Source organism: Exiguobacterium sp. OS-77, from assembly GCF_000414195.2.
GTDB lineage: Bacteria > Bacillota > Bacilli > Exiguobacteriales > Exiguobacteriaceae > Exiguobacterium_A > Exiguobacterium_A indicum.
This window is the reverse complement of sequence record NZ_DF239008.1, coordinates 1,288,910-1,308,989: the sequence shown is the minus strand read 5'-3', so window position 1 is coordinate 1,308,989 and position 20,080 is coordinate 1,288,910. Positions and strand designations below refer to the sequence as shown.

Genomic DNA, 20,080 nt, shown 5'->3' with positions numbered 1-20,080 from the left:
ATTCGGTATGGTTCCGGCAAGCGGATACCATCCGTGGCTTTATTATACATGACGGGAAAAGCTCTCTGCAAACCGTCTGATTCAAACCTTTATTCTTTTTCCCAGTAAATCAGCTCTGCCGAATGGAAACGGGTTTCCCCCGTTTCCGTCTCAATCCGAATCGTTCCCGTCTCGTCAATACCGAGCAATGTTCCAGAAGCGGTCATCTGACGTGTCCGTAGTGTCACTTGTTCATGCAAGCGATCAGCGAGTGTTTCCCACTCGGAGACGAAAGATCCGAATCCTAGCTCGAGCCACTGCGTGTATAGTCGTTCAAATCGATTCAAAAACGCCGCGACGACCTCCGCACGTCGGAAAGTTCTTCCTGATTCTCGGACGAGCGAGGTAGCACGGTCTTTGATCCCTTCCGGAAATTGCTCGTGATGCACATTGATGCCGATGCCAATGATGACTGAACTAATCCGATCCGCCTCGGTCTGCATTTCCGTCAAGATGCCTGCCACCTTACGACCGTTGATTAAGATATCGTTCGGCCATTTAATCGTAACTGGAACATCGAATGTCCGGAGAGACTGTGCAAGTGCAATACCTGCTACGAGCGTTAATTGACCTGCTTGGTGCATCGGTACATCTGGTCGGACGAGTAGACTCATCGCGATGCCCTCATTTTTCGCCTCATGCCACGTTCTCCCTAGCTGTCCGCGTCCATTCGTCTGGTGATCGCATACGACGAGTGTTCCTTCCTGCGCTTGCTGTTGCGCTTGCTCATGTGCAATCCGCTGCGTCGTGTCCAGTTCTTCGAAATGAAGGATGTGGCGACCAAGACGCGCTGTCGTTAACCATTGTTCAATCGCAATCGGCGTCAGCAAATCGCCCTCATCGACTAATTGATAGCCTTGTTTTTTATTCGAGATGATCTGGTATCCTTCTTCCTTTAAGGTTTGCATATGTTTCCAAATGGCGGTACGTGAAATATTTAGTGTCTCTGCTAATTCCTGTCCGGAGTACCACGTCCGCTGACGAAGTGCGATCAAGATTTGTTCTCGGACTGAGTGCGCCATCGCTCTACCTCCTTCAGTAATGTCACGCGGTCGTTTACGCAAGCACGCGTGACGACACTGTATTCCAAATGCAAAAGTGCTTCCTTGATCTGTTGTTTTTGAAGACCGAGGCGGATCATGTCTTTTCCGTCGACAGCGAGCTCTTTACGACTGCGAATCGGTAAATCTGATCGCTCCGGATAATCCGTTCCGGTCATTTCCCGAAGGATCATCAGTTCTTCGTCCGACAATTGATAACGATCCCAGTCTTGTAACGGTCGGTGTAACAGAGGTGTTAAACGCGTTGCGAGCTGCACTTGATGTTTCGATCGTTTCCAGCGCGTCAATTGATCTTTCGCGAGACCGGCATCGAGTACGAGTGTCCAGACGGCATCCTTTGAAACACCCCGAAACGACTGTTGCGCGAGTCCTTTGACGATTTCTGAAGTCATGCCGGGAAGGTAGCGTTCGATTCCTGTCCGGAGCATCGCCTGTAACGCCCGCTGTTTTCCAGGACCAAGTAAGAGCTTCTCGAACTCGATCGCGATCCGCTCAATCGCGACGACCGCTAGATGCGGAGTGAGTTTAACGATTGCTTGTTCAGTTGCTTCGTCAAGCGAGAAATCCAGTTGGCTCATGAAGCGGAACGCCCGCATCATCCGAAGTGCATCTTCATTAAAACGTTCGGCTGGTTCGCCGACCGTCCGGATGATCCGCTCTTCGATGTCACGCGCTCCTCCGAACAGATCGACACGACCTGATGGTCTGAGTGCCATCGCGTTGATCGTAAAGTCACGCCGGGTCAAATCCTCTTCCAAACTAACGCCAAGCGTCACCGCGTCCGGTCGCCGACGATCGCTGTACGTTGCTTCTGAGCGAAACGTCGTGATCTCGTACGGCACGTGGTTGAGAACGACCGTCACGGTTCCATGCTCGAGTCCTGTCGGAATGACAACAGGGAATAAATCGATGATCTGTTCCGGTAACATCGAGCTCGCTAAATCATAGTCTCCTGGTGTCCGGTCGAGCAACATATCACGAACGGCACCACCGACGATATACGCTTCACCACCGGCCTCCTCGATCGTCTGAATGATATGATGTGCGCCTTCAAGCAAGTTCATGACGCGCACACACCCGTTCATAGACTTGTTCATAACGACGAACAATCTCATTCGAATCAAAACGACGACGCGTATCGCGAATGCCCTCTTCTGCCATCCGTTCCCGTAACATCGGGTCATCCGCGAGTTCACCGATTCGTGCCGCAGCCATTTTGACGTCGTAAGTCGGAACGATATATCCGGTGACGCCGTCCTGTATGACTTCCGGTAAGCCACCTGCTGTCGAGACGACACTCGGGACCCCAATTGCCATCGCCTCAAGGACGACGAGCCCGAACGCTTCTTTTTCTGACAACAGGACATGAATATCACTAATGGCGAGCAATTGCGCGACGTGTTCTTGTTTACCTGCAAAGATCACTTTGTCGTAAATACCGAGTTCCTTTGCACGACGTCTCGTTTGTCCCATCTCTGGACCATCCCCGACGAGCAACAGACGCATCTTCCGGTCTTTCGTTGCAATGGCGAACGCCGCAAGCGTATCATCGATTCGTTTGACCGGTCGGAAGTTCGAGATATGAATGACGACGACTTCGTCTGCTTCGATGCCGTAATGCCGCTTCAAGCGTTCATCCCGCATCGGATAATAGACACTCTCATCAATCGAGTTCGCAATGACATCGATGTCGTAATGGGCGTTGAGCGTCGCATTCGTCTCAAGCGCTAGACTCTCGGAGACGGCCGTGACCGCGTCTGACCGTTCGATGCCGTACCGGATTGCCGGTTGCATCTCTAAGTCTTGCCCGATGACGGTGATGTCCGTTCCGTGTAACGTCGTCACGACGGCGACGCCTTTTTTCTTTGCCATGTTTCGTCCGAGATCTGCACAGACCGCGTGCGGAACGGCGTAATGGGCATGGATGACATCAAGATCGAATAAATCAATGATTTCTGCGACTTTTGACGCTAACGTAATGTCGTATGGTGGATATTTAAAAACGGAATACTGGTTGACTTCAACCAAGTGGACCGTGATGTTTGGCCGATATTCCGTCAAGCGAAACGGCATGCTCGACGTAATGAAATGGACGTCATGTCCACGATCTGCTAATTTCATACCAAGTTCCGTCGCGACGACCCCACTCCCGCCGACGGATGGATAACAAAGAATCCCAATTGCTTTTTTCATGATAAAACCACACTCTCTTTATGACTTCTATTCGTCTCTATTCTAAGCAATATCAATCGGAATGACCATACTGATCACTTTTTGACTGATTTTCATAGGAAAAGCTAGTCTTTTTCCGACCGTGCCGTTACCCTAGAGAAAGAGTCTTGATTTGAAAGGAGCATACGGAAATGGCACCTCCATTCCAATTTCCGATTCGGATCCAGAACATCCTCTGGATTTTAGTCGGATCGTTCATCTTTGCTTTTGGTATTTATCATTTTAACGTTCAAAATGAGTTAGCAGAAGGCGGTTTCACCGGAATCACGCTGATTCTAAAAGGGCTGTTCGGGTTATCACCATCGATCACGAACTTAGTATTGAATGTCCCACTTTTTTTCGTCAGTTATAAAATTCTTGGTCGGACGACCTTCGTCTACACGTTGATCGGTACATTCAGTTTTTCCTTCTGGTATGGATTGATTGCGAAATATTCACCACTCGTCATCGACCTGCGCGACGATATGGTGCTTGCTGCGCTCTTTGCCGGTGTATTCATCGGCGTTGGTCTTGGTATCATCTTTAACAACGGTGGTACGACAGGTGGCGTTGATATCATCGCGCGTTTGACGAAACGTTACTTCGGTTGGTCGATCGGTCGAACATTCTTGATCTTCGATTTCTTCGTCATCGTCGCATCCTTGACGTATCTCGATTACAAGCAAGCGATGTATACGTTACTTGCCGTCTACGTCGGTGCCCGCGTCATCGATTGGATGCAAGAGGGCACGTATGCCGGTAAAGCAGCGATGATCATCAGTGATCACCGGACGGAGATTGCCGACGGCATTCATGCGACGATGAATCGTGGCACGACCCGTCTGATCGCAAAAGGCGGTTACTCTGGACGAGATCTCGAAGTATTGTACGTCGTCGTCGCTCGTAATGAGATCAATCGCTTGAAGACGCTCGTTAAAAGTGTCGACCAGCACGCCTTCATCACGTTGCATGATGTCTATGAAGTAACAGGAGAAGGATTTACGTTCGATGAAAATCGAGTCCCAATCAAAGAAACGTAAAAAAAAACACGGATCGCTCAAACGAGCAATCCGTGTTTTTCGTTTTAGTCATCACTTGACGGGTTGAAGACGAGCAGTGCGAGACGAAGGAACTCGGCGACAGCAACGAGTGTTGCTGCGACGTACGTCCAAGCCGCTGCGTTTAAGACACGACGTGAACCACGTTCTTCTTCGGCATCAATGATTCCGTGTTCCGTCAACTGCGCCATCGCTCGATTCGAGGCGTCAAACTCGACCGGTAACGTGACGAGTTGGAAGATAACGGCACCGAGCATCAAGACGACACCAAGCATCGCAAGACCACTGAAACCGGCAAATAGACCAATCAACAACAGTGGGAACGATAAGTTCGATGTGATTGACGCGACAGGTGCGATCCGGTGACGGACACGCATCATATTGTAATCCGTCGCATCTTGAATGACGTGGCCGATTTCGTGTGCTGCGATCGAAACGGCTGAGACCGTCGAACCGTAATAGACGTCTTCCGACAAACGAACGACTTTGTTCGTTGGGTCATAATGGTCGGACATTGTTCCACCGATTGGCTCGAGACGGACGTTCGTGATCCCGTTCTGCTTCATGATGAAGTCTGCGACCTGCGCTCCCGTCACCCCACTCTGAATCGGAACATCTTGATATTTTTTATAGGTGCTCCGCACCCGCATCTGAGCCCAGATCGGGACGATGATGATGATCGCGAGATAGATCAAATAGTTTGCCACGAGACATCGTTCCTTTCTTTTTTGATTATAGGTCTATTTTATGTTCAAGTGATCTTATTGTCAATTGAATCGCGCGCGATAAGCAGATATCCCATCAAAAGACACAATCCAGTCAACCAGAAGGAGCCGTAGCCGATCCACTGGATATGCTCCGCAAGCGCTGGGTAACGCGGCCACTGACCGAGCACGTAATCGACGACATCGTTGTGAATGACCCAGATAGCGACGAGGACGAGTTCCTTGACGCGAAACGTCATCAGCGGACTGTATAACAACGCCTGGAACGCCATCGCTCCGTGCGACACCATCAACATCAGTGCCATCGCCGTTAAGGTCGCATTTTCCGTTCCGAGTTGATTCAACATCAACGCGTTCATGACGACTGCCCAGACCCCGTATTTGATGAGTGTGACAAACGCGAGCGCTTCAAACAATCGGGAACGTCGTCCAAAAATCCAGAGAAAGACGATGATCGTAAAGAAGAGGGATGCTGTCGGGCTATCCGGAATGAACGGATAGTAATACCACTTCGATGTCGAAAGTTGTGGTTCATACCAGTAGTAACCGTATAATGTGCCTGCTAAGTTGATCAACCCGACGATCCAGAGTACGGCTTTATGTCGGAGTAATGTCAAAATACCTTGCAATCGTTTCACCTCATCATCGACAAAAGCCGGAGGATTGCTCCCCCGGCTTTTGGCTTATTTATTGTTTTCGCCGCCTTCACCGTATGAAGCGATGAATTTCGCGAGTTCTTTATGATCAGCATCTGATCCTTTGAACTGACCAGCAGGCATCGAACCGATACCTTTGACTGCGATATCATAAATTTCTTTTTCTGTCTTTTTCGTACCAACGAGTGCCGGAGCTGCAGCTCCACCCTCGAGGTTCTTACCGTGACAGTTGACACATGACTGATTCGAATAAATTTCATATCCTTTAGCCGATGTATCAATTTTTGGTCCTTCGTCCATCGTCAACTCACCTTGTTTGTGGATTGTATCCCAGTGAGTCGTTTGAACAGATTCCCATGTCAAGAAGACGATCGAGACGACTGCGAGGAGCATCATGCTGACTGCGATCGGACGTTTCGCAGGACGACGTTCAAGACCTTGGTCGAGCCATGGCGCGACGAGAAGTGCTGTGAACGCAAGACCTGGGAGGATGACCGTTCCCATCAAGATGTATGGACCTGCAGCGAATTGGTATTTCAAGAGCTGATAGAGGAATAGGAAGTACCAGTCCGGAAGTGGAATGTACGACGTATTCGTCGGATCGGCAATGTTTTGAAGTGGTGCTGCTTCTACGATTGTCAATGTCATGAAGCCGATCAAGAAGACCGCTCCAACCATCCATTCGCGAAGTAAGAAGTTCGGCCAGAACGCTTCCGTTCGACCTGGATATTCCGAATAGTCTTTCGACTTGTTCGGCATCCGGTTATTGATCGACACCCGTGAATCGGTGACGAATTTCATTCCTTTACCACGATGCATCGTGTTCTCCCCCTTTTTTGTTGTCTAGATGATAGTCGGTTTAAAGTGGTCCAGAGATCCCTTGTTTACGGATCATCATGAAGTGGGCCCCGAGCAAGACGAACAATGCTGCAGGAAGGAAGAAGACGTGAATCGCAAAGAATCGAGCGATTGTACTTGCGCCGACGATTTCTCCACCCGCAAGGAGGGTCTTCGCGATACCACCGATGACCGGAATACTTTCAGCAATCTGAATCGTAACTTTTGTCGCGAACAACGCTTTCATGTCCCAAGGCAATAGGTATCCTGTCAGACCGAGAGCTAAGACGACGAAGAACAAGAGAACGCCGACGACCCAGTTCAATTCACGTGGTTTCTTGTATGAACCAGTGAAGAAGACACGTAATGTATGTAGGAACAACATTACGATAACGACCGACGCACCCCAGTGGTGCATACCACGAACGATTTGTCCGTGTGCGACTTCATTTTGAAGATAGTAGACGGACGCGTGTGCGTTGATGATGTCCGGTACGTAATACATCGTCAAGAACATCCCCGAAAGAATCTGGATGACGATCGTAAAGAACGTCAATCCGCCAAAACAATAAACGAAAGCTGAAAAGTTATGTGCCGGGTTGACGTGCTCCGGTACTTCATGATCGGCGATATCTCGCCAAAGCGGCGTAATGTCAACGCGCTCATCGATCCAATCATAGATTTTTTGCATCATCGCTTACGCACCTCTTTCGACTGGTTTACCAAGGTAGAGGTAACCATCTTTCTGTTGCATTTCATACTCATCGAGTGGTTTCGTTGGAGGCGTACCAGGTACGTTCGTGCCATCCTTCGTATACCGTCCGAAGTGACATGGGCAATAGAATTGCTCCGGGTGCGTCGGATCTGCGCCGAAGCTGACTTGGCAACCTAAGTGTTTACAAATTGGTGAGAGGGCTAAAATTTCTCCCTTATCATCTTTGAACACCCAAGCAGACAATGTTTCTTCGAACTCATACCACGCATCTTGCGTTTGTTTCTTGAAGTCGACCCGTTTTGGTTCTGTCGTGATATCCGACAACTTCATTACTTTTACTTTATCGCCTGCTCCTGATTTCTTCAGGACTGGATCAACTGCGAAGTTGACCATCGGCATGACCATTGTCGCAGCCATGAAACCGCCGACGCCTGTCAATGTATACGTCAAGAACTGACGACGTGTTACGTTAGACCCGTTTTGAGCCATCTCGATCCCCCCTTGTGATGTACGCTGTGCCCCAAGACGACAGTACTTCACACAAATTTCTCACATGGTAATAGTATCTTAATAAAATCATCGCGTCAACCGCTTCATAGCGCGGTCCAACGGTTTCCTAACTGTTCGAGAACTTGTCCTACAAAATTCCCGACCATCTGACCTTGTTGGTCACGACTCATCGTCTCAAGAGCTAGACGTGGCACGTAAATAATCTCTTCTGCAGCAGTCTCCTTCCACCTTAAATCAGCGGTGATGAAGGTGATGAAACGGAATTGCCCGGAAGCAGCCGCTTGACGCCATCCTTCCAACTGTTCGATCGATGGTACATCGATGTAGGTCAGAGCAGGAACGAGCAACGCCCGTCCGGATAGCTGGCGTTCGACTTCGGACGCTACCGTCAATGTCATGTCTGCGCATTCCGCGTAAGCATGCATCGCCTCATCGAAACCGACCGGAAGCAAAGGCACGATCAGCGTATCGATGTACGCTTGCTCGCTTCGTGTCCGCTGTACGTCGGATGGTTTGAAACGCAAGTCATTTCCCCCTTTCTTCGTACTTACAATTCGTCACATTTAATGTATCATATTCGCATTTCCTCCTACTCTCTTAATGTGAACGTTTTATGAAATTCCATTCTATTTTTCTTCATATTTTGCACAAATCTTCACATACGAAAGGACCCTACTACCTCTGCTGGGCAATAGAGTCCTTCTGTTAAGGAAGTTGACTTCGAACGAGCCGTAACTGTTCGGAAAGAGAGTGGAATCGATGTTGATCGCGTGCATCCAGCGCTTCATCAATCAAGCGGACTAAACGTTCTTCTTCCTGCCGATTGACCGTGACCGCGATGAAATGTGTCGCTTCATCCGCTAAGCGCGGTTCAACAGCAACTTCTGGGCGAAACGGATTTTCCTCGAGTAAAGACAAATACTCGTCATCCATCATCATACCTTGAAAGTTCAACTCGATATAGATATCTTCCGCGGTCAGGCGAATATCATGATACGCTTTTTCTGGATCTAGCGTCGTGACATCCCCTTTTTTGAAGAGAAACGGTTCCGCGTCGAATCCGTATGTCGTCATGATGATTGCCTTCGGAGCGAATGTCGCATTTTGGACGAAGTGTACTTGCTCGAGTTTTGCCTCATTACGCAGCCAATAATCGATGATCCATTTCGCTTCCCGTCGCTTTAACGTGTAATAGGTCAAGATGCGGCGTAAGAATCGCTGCTTTCTCTCTATCATCTCAATCCTACTCCCTTCTCCCGTGAAGTCATCCATCCATTCGTTCAACATAGTCGACGAGTTCATTATCTTCTGGTGTCAACATAGCAGCGCGACGGAGAAGACGTTGTCCCTCTTCACGCCGTCCTTCCTCGACGAGTGCGAATCCATACTCTTTCAAGAAGAGCGCATCTTCGGTGAATGCACCTTCGACTATCGCATAATTCTCCATCGCTTGCGTGTATTCCTCTAAGGCATACAAAGCGCGTGCCCGGTACCATGTCAGAATCGGAGCCGTGACGTGTTCTTCGATGGCAGAGATCGTCTCGATCATCGCTTCGTGGTCCCCGTCTTCAGCAAGCAACGACAGCAAGCGTTCCGCTGCGACGATCGATTCCGGATTCAAGGCAAGCGCCTCACGCAGCGCTTGGACGCTTCCAGCGCGATCGCCGAGTTTTAGAAGGAACAAGGCTTCCATCGTCCGCAACTCATCATTGTAATCGTCGCGCTCCATTCCCTGTTTGATGACGTTCAGCGCTTCTTTTGTCAAACCAAGTTCGGCTTGGCTTTCCGCGTATGGTACGTACGCCGACGTATAGTCCGGATCCTGTGCAATCAATTGCTGGAATGTCTCGACCGCTTTTTGGTGTTGACCGACACGGTGAGCCGTCATCGCAAGACCAAACAGTGTATGCAAGTCGGAGCGTTCTGCGACAGCACGTTCGTACAGTGGAATCGCATCTTCAAATTGTCCTGTCATCGCGAGTGATTCCGCGTAAAGGGCATCGAGCGGCAATTCAGCACGTAACTCTGGTCGCTCCGCGATTTCGGCGAATAACGGTACCGCCTGATCAAACGCACCGAGCGTCATGTAGAGCTCAGCCAAACCGTATGCCAGTAACGGTTCGTCCGGTGCAAGGTTACGCGCTTCCTTCAGTTTCGCTAACGCTACTTCGTCAAGACCTTGCGACTGATAGAGGTCAGCGAGTAATACGAGAGAACGTGGACCATATTCCGAGTCTGTTGTGTCGACCTGCTCGAGGACGGAGATTGCTTCTTCTTCGCGATCCAAATCGATATAACACTCTGCTAGTAACAAGGCGACTCCCGCATTACCCGCATATTCGACGTAAAGTGGCGCCAAGAGATCGACCGCCCGGTCAGACAATCCGAGTTCGATATAGAGATCGGCGACGGCGAGGCGGTCCTCATCCGTTCCTGTCTTTTCGAGTTTTTCTAATGCTGCTAACGCTTCTGAGGTGTGACCGTGTTCCAATTCTTCGATGATGCCATTCAATAGTTGTTCATTCAAGGCAAACGCCCCACTTTCTGTCATCCGCCTCTTGTTTACTCAGATTGGTCGGATTGAAGTTTCTTTAAATCATCATAGAACGTTGGGTAGCTGACTTCAACTACTTCGCGTCCATGAACCATAATTTCTGGATTGATCGTCGCCGCAATCGTCAACATCATCGCAAGCCGGTGATCACCTGCACTGTCGACTTCCGCTGCTTGCAGAGGTGTCGGTCCTTCGATGATCATGCCGTCATCCGTTGCCTCGATATTCGCTCCAAGACGCTGTAATGCCGTCACGACGGTCTCGATCCGATCCGTTTCCTTGACACGAAGCTCTTGTGCATCGCGAATGATTGTTCGTCCTTCCGCTTGCGTAGCAAGCAAAGCGAGTAACGGAATCTCATCAATCAAGGATGGAATCTGATCACCTTCGACCGTGATTGCTTGTAACGATGTCGTCTCGACGGTCACATCTGCCGTCTCCTCTCCACCGTCTTCTGAGCGATGATTGATTTCGACACTTGCACCCATCTGGCGTAACGTCTGTAAAAAACCAATCCGTGTCGGATTCATCAAGACGTGGGTCGTCGTGATGCGACTATCCTGCCCGATCGCTGCCGCCGTCCACCAAAACGCTGCTGACGATGGATCCCCTGGAATGTCGAGTGACGTTGCTTGTAAGCGTACAGGACCTTGAACACGAATGTGCCGACCATCCTCATGTTCAACGATTGCTACGTCAACGCCGAACTGCGGCAACATCCGTTCCGTATGGTCGCGTGACAGGATCGGCTCGATGACCGTCGTCTCACCCGTCGCATGCAGACCTGCAAGCAACACGGCGCTTTTCACTTGTGCACTTGCGACTGGTAACGTATACGTCGTTCCGACAAGCGGCGTTCCTGTAATGTGAAGCGGCGCCGTCTCACCTGTGATGTTCGCTCCGAACAACGCAAGCGGTTCCGTGATCCGTTTCATCGGACGTCTACGTAAGGAAGCGTCGCCATCGAGCGCGTACGTCGCTTGACCGCCTGCTAGGATACCGCTCAAGAGACGAATCGTTGTCCCCGAGTTTCCGCAATCAATTGTCGCTTCTTGGAACGTATCCGTTCCGGTAATCCGAATTTCCTCTGGTGTTCGATCGATTTGTGCACCAAGCGCCTGCATCGCTTCTAGTGAAGCAAGACAATCGGCCCCTTCAAGTGCGTTTCTGACACGTGTCGTTCCCTCGGCGATTCCGCCGAACAGGAAAGCGCGGTGCGTCATTGATTTATCGCCTGGTACTTGTACTGTTCCTCTTAAGCCCATTCTAGACACCTCACTGTTTGATTGAATGCTTTGCGCAATCGTTCTTCGCTAATCGCTTCTAAAATGAAGCGCCCTTCTTTTTCAAGGACGAATCGAATCATTGCTTGGTGGTTCTTCTTGTCGCGACGCATCAGTTCAAGATAGGTCTTAAACGATTGTCGATTCGGTAATTCCGTTCCAAGACGGTGGAGCAATTGCCCGAGCTGCTTCGCCTGTCCGTCATTTCCTTCCAAGAACTTGACGAAGACAAGTCCGATCCCTACTGCCTCGCCATGCGCAAGACCAGGACTCGCATATTCAACGGCATGACCGAATGTATGTCCATAATTCAAGAACGCACGCATCCCTTGCTCCGTCTCATCTTGTTCGACGATATCCCGTTTCACATTGATCCCCCGTGCGAGCCAGTCTTCTAAGTCGAGTCCTTTGACAGCATCCAGCGAAATATCGAGTAACGAATCCGCAAATGATGGTCGCGCAAGGAACCCATGCTTGACTAACTCAAAGAAGCCACTTCGCCATTCCCGGTCTGGTAATGTCTGAAGGAGCGTTAAATCATATACGACACCACTTGGCTGATAAAATGCACCGACTAAGTTTTTACCGAGGGAGAGGTTGAGACCAACCTTTCCACCAACACTTGAATCATGCGCTAACAGTGTCGTCGGAATTTGAAGGAACGGGATACCGCGCAAAAAGGTTGCCGCGACGAATCCCGCTAAATCACCAATCATTCCACCACCGAACGCAAGGATCAGGCTATGACGTGTCATCCCGTACCGAACCCCTTCTTCGAGTAGAGCGCCATAGACGGCAAGCGACTTACTGTTTTCCCCAGGCGCAACAGTGCTGATATGAACATCGATCGACGGCGATACATCCGCTAATGCAGCCTGCAATCGATCCATCTGCAAGTGATGTACCGTTTCATCCGTGATGACCCAGATGCGGTCCGCCTCGTTCAGCGCGGAAAGATGCGATAACCGGGCTAATGCCCCATTTCCGATAAGTACTGGATATGACGTGTTCAACCGGATATCAAATTCGATCAAAACGTCCGGACCTCCTCTTTGTAAGCAGCGACGGCAGCCTGAAGGCGATCGAGTGTCGATGTCCCGAACATTTCAAGGATAGCGACCGCAATCTCAAACGCGACGACGGCTTCTAGAACAACCGATGCGGCCGGAACGGCACAGGCATCACTTCGTTCGATTTGTGCCGTGAATGCTTCCTTCGTCTCGATATCGACTGATTGCAGTGGACGATAGAGCGTCGGAATCGGCTTCATCGCAATTTGGACGCGAATCGGCATACCTGTCGACATTCCACCTTCGATTCCGCCTAGATGGTTCGTCCGCCGATGATAGCCGGATGCATCATGAACGATTTCATCTTGGACGGTACTTCCCTTGCGACGACCGAGTTCATATCCGTCACCAAAACCGACTGATTTCATCGCATTGACGCTGATGACAGCTTGCGCAATTCGACTGTCGAGCTTTAAATCGTTTTGAGTGAAGGATCCGACGCCTGGCATCATGCCCGTCACGACGACTTCGATTTCACCGCCGAGTGTATCCCCTTCTTTTTTGGCCGCATCAATTTCCTCCATCATCCGTTGCCCTGCTTGTTCGTCAGCACAGCGAACGGGTGAAGCGTCAATCGTTTCCTGATGTTCGACGGGATCTTTCCACGGTGCATCGATGCCACCAATCGACCGTACGTGCGAGAACACTTCAATCCCGAGTTCATTCAGTAATTGTTTAGCGAAGGCGCCGACGGCAACACGTGCTGCCGTCTCACGAGCGGAAGAACGTTCTAGTACATCGCGTAAATCGCGATGACCGTACTTCAATCCACCAACGAGATCCGCATGTCCGGGGCGTGGACGCGTCAACGTCCGCGGGCGCTCCAACTGTTCTTCGAGCGGTTCCGCTTGCATGACTTGTGTCCAGTGCGTATGATCCTTATTCTCGATGAACAAACTGATCGGTGATCCTGTCGTGTATCCATGACGGATCCCGCCACGCGCATCGATTTGATCCTGTTCGATTTGCATGCGTCGTCCGCGTCCGTATCCGCCTTGGCGACGTGTCATTTCACGCTGGATGGCTTCGAAATCAATCGTGAGTCCTGCTGGCATCCCATCGATGATGACGGTCAACCCTTTTCCATGTGATTCTCCTGCTGTCATGTAACGCATTCGCTTCATCCCTTCCTGATCAACCGATTTTTTCGTAAAAGAAGCTCTGTTTCATCTTTAACCCAAACCGTTCGGGTTGGAAAATTTGTTCCGTTCCACCAACGAATAAGATTCCGCCTGGCTTTAAGGCCTCGACGAACGAACGATAGACGTGCGCTTTCGCTTCTTCTGTAAAATAAATCAGCACGTTGCGGCAGATGATTAAATCAAACCCCGTATCGTACCGGTCTCCTAACAGATTATGTTTACTGAAACGAACGAGTCGTTTGATTTCCGGAACGACTTCGAACGTTTGCTCTTGCTCAATGAAGTATTTCTTTTTACGCGCTTCGACGACTTCATTCAATGCAGAAGCTCCGTATCGACCAAGCTTGGCTTTTTCTAGGACGAGTTCATCCAAATCTGTTGCTTGAATCGTAAAGGCGGATGGATCGAGCCGTTCACTTAAAATCATCGCAAGGGAGTATGGTTCTTCTCCGGTCGAACAAGCTGCGCTCCACGTCCGGATTCGTCCATGTGCTCGCGACTCTAGGATCGGTAAGATATCTTGTTCCAATTGTTGCCAACGAATCGGATTACGGAAAAATTCACTGACATTGATCGTCATTCGATCTAAAAACTCGTCGTATAACGATGTGTCCTTATCCATTGCCTGCATATAAGAAGCAAATGTACTATATCCTTTTTTGTCACGTAACGCCGTCAATCGCCGTTTCATCTGTGCTTCTTTATACTGACCGAGATCAATCCCTGATTTGGTCTTGAATCGTTGAATAAAAAGTTCATAATCTTCCAATTGGCACACCTCGCTCACTCTCGATATCGAATGGTCATCTCCATGACCGGTTCAACTTATTTTCTATAGTAGCATAAAGCTATAGGCATTCCAAAAAGCAATTCGACAATTGGGTCATTCCGTTTTACAAGAACACGACAAAAGGGATTCGATCAAATCGAATCCCTTCCCCGTTGTCTTTCTATTCATGAATTACGCGTTGACTGGCTGTCCTTGAAACCAGAGGGCAAGCTCACGCTCCGCACTCTCGACACTATCTGAACCATGGATGACGTTCTCACTCATCGTGTTCGCGAAATCACCACGGATCGTTCCAGGTGCTGCTTCAAGTGGTTTTGTTTTCCCGATCATCAAACGCGAGACGGCAACGACGTCTGCACCCTCGACACGAAGTGCAACGACAGGACCTGATGTGAGGAAAGTGACCAACTCTCCAAAGAACGGTTTCTCCGCATGCTCTTCGTAATGTGCTTTTGCTAACTCTTCTGTGACGTTCATCATTTTCATTTCACGAATGATGAATCCTTTGCGTTCGATCCGTCCAATGATTTCCCCAATCAATCCACGTTCTACGCCATCCGGTTTGACCATCAAAAATGTCTGTTCCATCTCTAGTTCCCCCTATGAAATGCTTTTAGAAAAGCGCTTACATAGTCAGTTTACTGGCTTTTAAGAAGAACAGCAAGAAATTTTTGACAATCTTCAACCTTTTCGTTTTCCAACGTAGCGCGCGACTTCTTCAAGCGATCGCTTCGCAGAGGATTTAGGTAATGGTTCGAGACGTTTGATGGCACGATGGATGTAATGATCGACTGTTTGTTGCGTTCGTTCAAGAGCTCCTGAAGTTTGAAGAAACGATAATAAGGGTGCGACTTCTTCATGTGTTGGCATACTCTCGATTTTTGAAAGACGTTCATAAAAGACAGCATCTTCTGCACCATAAAAGACAGGTAATGTTTTGTGTCCATGACGCAAATCCTCTGCTACGGGCTTACCAAGTTCTGTGCGATTCGCTGTGAAATCAAGCAAATCGTCAGCAATTTGAAACGCAAGTCCGATATCTCGTCCAAACAACCGTAACGCTTTCGTATCGGCTGCAGAACAGTTCGCAACAATGGCACCTAGGTGACAACTCGCTTCGATGAGAATGGCTGTTTTTCGTTCGATCCGTTTGATGTAGCGTTTAATCGACTGTTCCCAATCATATTGGTCATAGATTTGTTCAATCTCACCTTCGCAAATTTCACGCATTGTATGGACCATCACTTGGACAAGTTCCGGCTTTCCGACTTCACCAATCAATCGAATCGCCTCTCCAAACAGATAGTTCCCGGAATACAGTGCGACTTCTTCATCAAAGTATTGCATGACAGTCGGTTTCCCTCGTCGTAGTTCCGCGTCATCAATGACATCGTCATGAACGAGTGATGCCATATGGACGAGCTCAAGACTGGCCGCCACACGAATCAGCTCATCCCGATCTGCCTCACCGAATTTAGACGCTAACAATACGAATGCCGGTCGAATCCGTTTTCCACCAGCCTTCAACAGTTGCTTTCCTGCCGCATCGATCGTTGGTTCCTCAGAAGCGATATGACTGATCAGAAAACGATCGACTAAATTAACTTCCTTCGTGACATCACGGTATATGGAATGCAGTGACATCTCACCACTTCTTCCCAAGGTGCATCGCAGCAGCCCCACCCGCGAATGCCTTGACTTCCACTTGCATGAAGCCTGCCTGTTCGAAGAGTTGTTTCAGTTCGACGCGGTCGAGGAACACTTCCGTCGATTCTTGTAGCCAGTTGTATTGATCGTATGATTTCGCAAGCAATCGCCCGACTTGTGGCATGATTTTTCCGAAATACAATGAATATGCCTCGCGGAAAATCGGTGCCGTCGGTTGACTCGTCTCGAGACAGACGACCGTTCCACCTGGTTTTAAGACACGATGCATCTCTTTGATGACCTGTAGATAATCCGGTACGTTTCGTAGACCAAACCCGATCGTCACATAATCGAACGAGTTATCACCGAACGGTAGATCCATCGCATTTCCGTGAATCAATTCGATGTTTTTCATATCGAGCGCTTCTACCTTCTCCACGCCGACTCTTAGCATGTTCTCTGAAAAATCAAGTCCTTTGATGACACCTGTCGGACCGGCTGCTTTCGCTAGTTGAATCGTCCAGTCCGCTGTTCCACAACAAAGATCGAGACATTTAGCACCCGGGAAGACTTGCATCCGGCGCATCGTCTCGCGTCTCCATAGTTTATGCAGTCGGAAGCTGATGACTGAATTCATTTGATCATAGTTCGTTGATATCGATTGAAACACTTCATATACTTTTTTTTCTTTATCTTTTGCCTGCACACCGCTCACCCTTTCCAAGATCTCATGCTACCGCCATCTGCTCGAGATGCGATAACAGTAATTTCTGTGCGACCAGATCCAATTGTTCTGCCTGTTGTTGAATGATCTGCCGCCCCTGTCGTGTCAGCCATTCTCGTTTCGTGATTGCTGCGAGTCCTTGCATTAATCCGAACTCTGCTGTTAACCATAAGAGAACTCGTTCTTCCGTCGATGCATAATTCATTTCGTGAAGGGCACACTTTGCCTCGTTGACCCGTTGAATCGTCCGTCCGAGTGAAACGAGAATCTCTTTTGGTAACCCAGCTAGCTGTTCGAAAAAGTAGCTCGAGAATAAATCTCCTGCTAATACAAGCAACTGTCGCTCCTTCGAACCGCGTAGCGTTTCATTGACACGCTCATGCAGACGTAGCGCTACTTGTGCGAAATGAATCGCTTTGACGAGTGCTTCCGTATCCAGCGTGTCATGTTGAGCGACATCAATCAACCAACTGATCTGTTCACGATCGATGGAAGGGAAATCCACATGTCGAGCCAATCGTGTCGTTTGTTTAGTGGTGAGTGCAGTGATGATTTCATCCACGCGCAGCTCATGTTGTTCCATGCTTTTACCCCCCGATCTCCAGTGCCATCTCGTTGATGGACGTTCTTCTTTTTTAATATACCATAATCGGCGGGCTTTCACGCTTCTGAATGTCCACAAAAAAGCCGCCCGAGAAAATCTCGGGCGACTATGTAGCCGGATTACTTCACAGCATCTTTCAATGCTTTACCTGGTTTGAAGGCAGGTACTTTACTTGCTGGAATCTCGATATCTTCTTTCGTACGTGGGTTGCGACCTTTACGGGCTGCACGCTCACGGACTTCGAAGTTACCAAATCCAATCAATTGGACTTTTTCTCCAGACTGAAGTGTCTCAGTGATCGATTCGAATGTTGATTCAACAACTTTCGTCACGTCTTTTTTTGTAAGACCTGATTTTTCGACGACTGCTTGAATGAGTTCAGTTTTGTTCATTACTTTCACCCCCTCCCAATCACTTCTTCGAGGGTAATCATACCCCATAAACGTTGCTATTACAACATTTTCGTGTAAATAACGTTCAATTTTCAGATTCTTCGCTCGATTTCTCTGAAAACACAGGTTCGCCTTTTTCGTTTATCGTGTAGCTTTGAGAATAGGCAGGAACAAAAGGTTGATCTTCATAGAGCAAATACCGAATATCTTGACCGACTTTCGGCTTTTTCTTCGCAGTTTGAACAGCTTTCTTCAACTCTGGTAAATAGTTGATGAAGAGGCGTCCTTGACCATCGACATAGATTGACAACTTTTCATCTGAATACGGACTTGGGACAGTCGGTTCTTTTTTGATGAATAGTTTTTTATAGTCAAGCGTAAACTGGTTTTTTCCGAACGATCCTTTAAACGGATACTTTTCGTTCTTCTTCCGATACGCATCAATCCGAACTTGGAGCTTCTGTAACTCTTCTGCAACAAGTAAATCCATCAACTTAACAGTTGGTTTCGTGTCGACATCAACTAACAGATAGATGAATGTTCCGCCACCTTCAAAACTGTTTGATGGTGGGTCACTCATATAACGCGGAATGAGCCGCCCTAATTCGATTTGATAACGCTCCATGAGCGGAGTGTCCGCTTCCATCGTCTTAATGGGCAAAACACCCGTGTCTTTTTGATACGCATCGACAGCATCCTGTACGGTACGTAATTGTTGCGGATACGGTACGCGGTTCGACGGTTTCTGACTGTCTGGAAATAGACAACCTGATAACAACGTCACCGGAATGAGCATGAGGATCACGAACCACTTCTTCATGCGCTTGGTCCCGCCATGACGATGAACACCATGATGATCGATGCGACGATGAAACAGACGAATGCCAAAGTCGATACGAGAATCTGCCATATCCCTTTCAATTTCGTCCGACTGACCGTGACCAGCAAGACACTGATCGCAAAGAGTCCGATGCCAGCGAACGAGATCCACATTTTTATTAATCCTGGACTCAAGGTTTCCACCCCACTCCGTTAATCTTTCGTCGTGAAGAGATGCTCGATTTCATTTTTTTGTGGTCGTTGCATCAACTTTTTGACTTCTTCTTCCGGCGTATGACCATCGAAAAGAACGTGGTATAACGCAGAAGTGATTGGCAGTTCGCACTGCTTCGTCTCCGCTAAATCATAGGCGGCTTGTGTCGCACGAACACCTTCGACGACCATTCCCATGTTTTCTAGCACCGTTTCTAACTTTTCACCGCGACCGATGGCATTCCCCGCACGCCAATTGCGACTATGGACCGATGTACAAGTAACGATCAAGTCACCCATTCCCGTCAATCCAGTAAACGTCATCGGTTTAGCTCCAAGCATCGTACCGAGACGCGCCATTTCGACCATTCCACGCGTTATCAAAGCAGCTTTCGCGTTGTCACCGTAACCAAGACCATCCGTCATCCCGGCGGCAAGCGCGATGATGTTCTTCAAAGCACCACCGAGTTCTGCGCCAATGATATCCGCATTCAGATAGACACGGAAGTTTTCATTCGTGAACAGCTCTTGAACACGACCTGCTTCTTCTAAATCTTCTGAAGCAATCGTTACCGTCGTCGGTTTACGTAATGCGACCTCTTCAGCATGGGATGGACCCGTCAAGACACAAATCGCTTTACGCTTCGCTGGATCGACCTCTGCTTCGATTAATTCTGACAACCGAAGATGTGTCTTTGGCTCGATTCCTTTCGATGCATGGATCAAAACGACAGGTTCCGTCAGCAACTCATTTAGTTGACGAGAAACCGCTCGAATCGCAGAGGATGGTGTGACGATCAAGATATGCGTCGCCCCTTCGACCGCTTCTTTAAGATCCGTCGTTGCCTTTAATGCTTTAGGTAACGCAACACCTGGCAAGAACTGCGTATTTTCATGATGCTCATTGATGCGGTCGACATTCATTTGTTCACGACCGTAAAGAATGACTTCTTGATCATTATCAGCTAAGACGAGCGAGAGGGCTGTTCCCCAGCTCCCTGCTCCGATGACTGCGATTTTGGTCATACTG

Annotated in this window: 24 protein-coding genes; 1 reads left to right on the top strand and 23 read right to left on the bottom strand. The window is 48.9% G+C overall.

Annotated features, from left to right (window positions below; all coding sequences use genetic code 11):
- Positions 1–89: 89 nt before the first annotated feature.
- From EXG77_RS06400 to bshA, 3 genes are read right to left on the bottom strand one after another with little or no spacing between them, the layout of a single operon-like run.
- Positions 90–1,061, bottom strand: a complete 972-nt coding sequence (locus tag EXG77_RS06400) for a biotin--[acetyl-CoA-carboxylase] ligase (protein ID WP_035396842.1) — start codon at positions 1,059–1,061, stop codon at positions 90–92.
- Positions 1,031–2,164: a CCA tRNA nucleotidyltransferase gene (locus tag EXG77_RS06395; RefSeq protein ID WP_035396840.1), complete on the bottom strand. Its 1,134-nt coding sequence runs from the start codon at positions 2,162–2,164 to the stop codon at positions 1,031–1,033. Before EXG77_RS06395 ends, EXG77_RS06400 begins: the two co-directional genes overlap by 31 nt.
- Entirely contained in the window at positions 2,151–3,293 is a 1,143-nt protein-coding gene (gene bshA / locus EXG77_RS06390; RefSeq protein ID WP_035396838.1) for an N-acetyl-alpha-D-glucosaminyl L-malate synthase BshA, read from the bottom strand. Before bshA ends, EXG77_RS06395 begins: the two co-directional genes overlap by 14 nt.
- A 170-nt stretch (positions 3,294–3,463) precedes the next feature.
- Here bshA and EXG77_RS06385 point away from each other — a divergent pair, with 170 nt between their 5' ends.
- Complete coding sequence (locus EXG77_RS06385; protein WP_035396836.1) at positions 3,464–4,351, top strand: YitT family protein; 888 nt, start codon at positions 3,464–3,466, stop codon at positions 4,349–4,351.
- A gap of 44 nt (positions 4,352–4,395) precedes the next feature.
- Here the strand turns inward: EXG77_RS06385 and EXG77_RS06380 are convergent, their stop codons facing one another.
- The 20 genes from EXG77_RS06380 to EXG77_RS06285 form a co-directional block, all read right to left on the bottom strand.
- Positions 4,396–5,076, bottom strand: a complete 681-nt coding sequence (locus EXG77_RS06380; protein WP_023468628.1) for a zinc metallopeptidase — start codon at positions 5,074–5,076, stop codon at positions 4,396–4,398.
- A gap of 44 nt (positions 5,077–5,120) precedes the next feature.
- A complete protein-coding gene (locus tag EXG77_RS06375) occupies positions 5,121–5,732 on the bottom strand; it encodes a DUF1405 domain-containing protein (RefSeq protein ID WP_238987920.1) in 612 nt (203 codons plus the stop codon).
- Positions 5,733–5,777: 45 nt separating this feature from the next.
- Positions 5,778–6,569, bottom strand: a complete 792-nt coding sequence (locus EXG77_RS06370; RefSeq protein WP_035396832.1) for a menaquinol-cytochrome c reductase cytochrome b/c subunit — start codon at positions 6,567–6,569, stop codon at positions 5,778–5,780.
- Between the two features lie 40 nt (positions 6,570–6,609).
- Positions 6,610–7,281: a menaquinol-cytochrome c reductase cytochrome b subunit gene (gene qcrB, locus EXG77_RS06365; RefSeq protein WP_012370658.1), complete on the bottom strand. Its 672-nt coding sequence runs from the start codon at positions 7,279–7,281 to the stop codon at positions 6,610–6,612.
- Positions 7,282–7,284: 3 nt separating this feature from the next.
- Entirely contained in the window at positions 7,285–7,791 is a 507-nt protein-coding gene (locus EXG77_RS06360; protein WP_035396830.1) for a ubiquinol-cytochrome c reductase iron-sulfur subunit, read from the bottom strand.
- Positions 7,792–7,895: 104 nt separating this feature from the next.
- Complete coding sequence (locus EXG77_RS06355; RefSeq protein WP_035396827.1) at positions 7,896–8,336, bottom strand: DUF2487 family protein; 441 nt, start codon at positions 8,334–8,336, stop codon at positions 7,896–7,898.
- A 181-nt stretch (positions 8,337–8,517) separates the two neighbouring features.
- Positions 8,518–9,048, bottom strand: coding sequence for a ReoY family proteolytic degradation factor (locus tag EXG77_RS06350; protein WP_035396825.1), 531 nt, complete (start codon positions 9,046–9,048; stop codon positions 8,518–8,520).
- 28 nt (positions 9,049–9,076) lie between these two features.
- Positions 9,077–10,363: a tetratricopeptide repeat protein gene (locus EXG77_RS06345; RefSeq protein WP_238987919.1), complete on the bottom strand. Its 1,287-nt coding sequence runs from the start codon at positions 10,361–10,363 to the stop codon at positions 9,077–9,079.
- Positions 10,364–10,374: 11 nt separating this feature from the next.
- Complete coding sequence (gene aroA / locus EXG77_RS06340; RefSeq protein WP_035396822.1) at positions 10,375–11,631, bottom strand: 3-phosphoshikimate 1-carboxyvinyltransferase; 1,257 nt, start codon at positions 11,629–11,631, stop codon at positions 10,375–10,377.
- Positions 11,622–12,683 carry a 3-dehydroquinate synthase gene (aroB, locus tag EXG77_RS06335; RefSeq protein ID WP_035396820.1) on the bottom strand — a complete coding sequence of 354 codons (1,062 nt, stop codon included), beginning with the start codon at positions 12,681–12,683 and terminating at the stop codon, positions 11,622–11,624. The genes aroA and aroB overlap by 10 nt, the downstream gene beginning before the upstream one ends.
- Entirely contained in the window at positions 12,680–13,834 is a 1,155-nt protein-coding gene (aroC, locus tag EXG77_RS06330) for a chorismate synthase (protein ID WP_035396818.1), read from the bottom strand. The genes aroB and aroC overlap by 4 nt, the downstream gene beginning before the upstream one ends.
- 19 nt (positions 13,835–13,853) lie before the next feature.
- Positions 13,854–14,630, bottom strand: coding sequence for a protein-glutamate O-methyltransferase CheR (locus EXG77_RS06325; RefSeq protein ID WP_023468638.1), 777 nt, complete (start codon positions 14,628–14,630; stop codon positions 13,854–13,856).
- Positions 14,631–14,822: 192 nt separating this feature from the next.
- Entirely contained in the window at positions 14,823–15,239 is a 417-nt protein-coding gene (gene ndk / locus EXG77_RS06320; protein WP_023468639.1) for a nucleoside-diphosphate kinase, read from the bottom strand.
- Positions 15,240–15,332: 93 nt separating this feature from the next.
- Positions 15,333–16,295: a polyprenyl synthetase family protein gene (locus EXG77_RS06315; protein WP_023468640.1), complete on the bottom strand. Its 963-nt coding sequence runs from the start codon at positions 16,293–16,295 to the stop codon at positions 15,333–15,335.
- Between the two features lies 1 nt (position 16,296).
- On the bottom strand, positions 16,297–17,004 hold the full coding sequence (locus EXG77_RS06310) for a demethylmenaquinone methyltransferase (RefSeq protein WP_023468641.1): 708 nt from the start codon (positions 17,002–17,004) through the stop codon (positions 16,297–16,299).
- Between the two features lie 22 nt (positions 17,005–17,026).
- Positions 17,027–17,605: a heptaprenyl diphosphate synthase component 1 gene (locus EXG77_RS06305; protein WP_023468642.1), complete on the bottom strand. Its 579-nt coding sequence runs from the start codon at positions 17,603–17,605 to the stop codon at positions 17,027–17,029.
- A gap of 140 nt (positions 17,606–17,745) precedes the next feature.
- Positions 17,746–18,018 carry an HU family DNA-binding protein gene (locus EXG77_RS06300; protein WP_012370671.1) on the bottom strand — a complete coding sequence of 91 codons (273 nt, stop codon included), beginning with the start codon at positions 18,016–18,018 and terminating at the stop codon, positions 17,746–17,748.
- Between the two features lie 85 nt (positions 18,019–18,103).
- Positions 18,104–18,838: a hypothetical protein gene (locus EXG77_RS06295; RefSeq protein ID WP_035396816.1), complete on the bottom strand. Its 735-nt coding sequence runs from the start codon at positions 18,836–18,838 to the stop codon at positions 18,104–18,106.
- Positions 18,835–19,011 (bottom strand): DUF2768 domain-containing protein, encoded by a 177-nt coding sequence (locus EXG77_RS06290; protein ID WP_023468644.1) that lies wholly within the window; start codon positions 19,009–19,011, stop codon positions 18,835–18,837. The genes EXG77_RS06295 and EXG77_RS06290 overlap by 4 nt, the downstream gene beginning before the upstream one ends.
- Positions 19,012–19,050: 39 nt before the next feature.
- Positions 19,051–20,076, bottom strand: a complete 1,026-nt coding sequence (locus EXG77_RS06285) for an NAD(P)H-dependent glycerol-3-phosphate dehydrogenase (protein WP_023468645.1) — start codon at positions 20,074–20,076, stop codon at positions 19,051–19,053.
- Positions 20,077–20,080 lie beyond the last annotated feature (4 nt).

What these genes read in the sequence shown, in the direction of transcription:
- EXG77_RS06315 (WP_023468640.1), bottom strand. Translation starts at nt 16,295, where the DNA reads ATGTCACTGCATTCCATATACCGTGATGTCACGAAGGAAGTTAATTTA.
- ndk (WP_023468639.1), bottom strand. Translation starts at nt 15,239, where the DNA reads ATGGAACAGACATTTTTGATGGTCAAACCGGATGGCGTAGAACGTGGA.
- EXG77_RS06350 (WP_035396825.1), bottom strand. Translation starts at nt 9,048, where the DNA reads ATGATAGAGAGAAAGCAGCGATTCTTACGCCGCATCTTGACCTATTAC.
- EXG77_RS06360 (WP_035396830.1), bottom strand. Translation starts at nt 7,791, where the DNA reads ATGGCTCAAAACGGGTCTAACGTAACACGTCGTCAGTTCTTGACGTAT.
- qcrB (WP_012370658.1), bottom strand. Translation starts at nt 7,281, where the DNA reads ATGATGCAAAAAATCTATGATTGGATCGATGAGCGCGTTGACATTACG.
- EXG77_RS06285 (WP_023468645.1), bottom strand. Translation starts at nt 20,076, where the DNA reads ATGACCAAAATCGCAGTCATCGGAGCAGGGAGCTGGGGAACAGCCCTC.
- bshA (WP_035396838.1), bottom strand. Translation starts at nt 3,293, where the DNA reads ATGAAAAAAGCAATTGGGATTCTTTGTTATCCATCCGTCGGCGGGAGT.
- EXG77_RS06300 (WP_012370671.1), bottom strand. Translation starts at nt 18,018, where the DNA reads ATGAACAAAACTGAACTCATTCAAGCAGTCGTCGAAAAATCAGGTCTT.
- EXG77_RS06385 (WP_035396836.1), top strand. Translation starts at nt 3,464, where the DNA reads ATGGCACCTCCATTCCAATTTCCGATTCGGATCCAGAACATCCTCTGG.
- aroC (WP_035396818.1), bottom strand. Translation starts at nt 13,834, where the DNA reads ATGCGTTACATGACAGCAGGAGAATCACATGGAAAAGGGTTGACCGTC.
- EXG77_RS06305 (WP_023468642.1), bottom strand. Translation starts at nt 17,605, where the DNA reads ATGGAACAACATGAGCTGCGCGTGGATGAAATCATCACTGCACTCACC.
- EXG77_RS06400 (WP_035396842.1), bottom strand. Translation starts at nt 1,061, where the DNA reads ATGGCGCACTCAGTCCGAGAACAAATCTTGATCGCACTTCGTCAGCGG.
- EXG77_RS06345 (WP_238987919.1), bottom strand. Translation starts at nt 10,363, where the DNA reads ATGACAGAAAGTGGGGCGTTTGCCTTGAATGAACAACTATTGAATGGC.
- aroA (WP_035396822.1), bottom strand. Translation starts at nt 11,631, where the DNA reads ATGGGCTTAAGAGGAACAGTACAAGTACCAGGCGATAAATCAATGACG.
- EXG77_RS06370 (WP_035396832.1), bottom strand. Translation starts at nt 6,569, where the DNA reads ATGCATCGTGGTAAAGGAATGAAATTCGTCACCGATTCACGGGTGTCG.
- EXG77_RS06290 (WP_023468644.1), bottom strand. Translation starts at nt 19,011, where the DNA reads ATGTGGATCTCGTTCGCTGGCATCGGACTCTTTGCGATCAGTGTCTTG.
- EXG77_RS06295 (WP_035396816.1), bottom strand. Translation starts at nt 18,838, where the DNA reads ATGAAGAAGTGGTTCGTGATCCTCATGCTCATTCCGGTGACGTTGTTA.
- EXG77_RS06395 (WP_035396840.1), bottom strand. Translation starts at nt 2,164, where the DNA reads ATGAACTTGCTTGAAGGCGCACATCATATCATTCAGACGATCGAGGAG.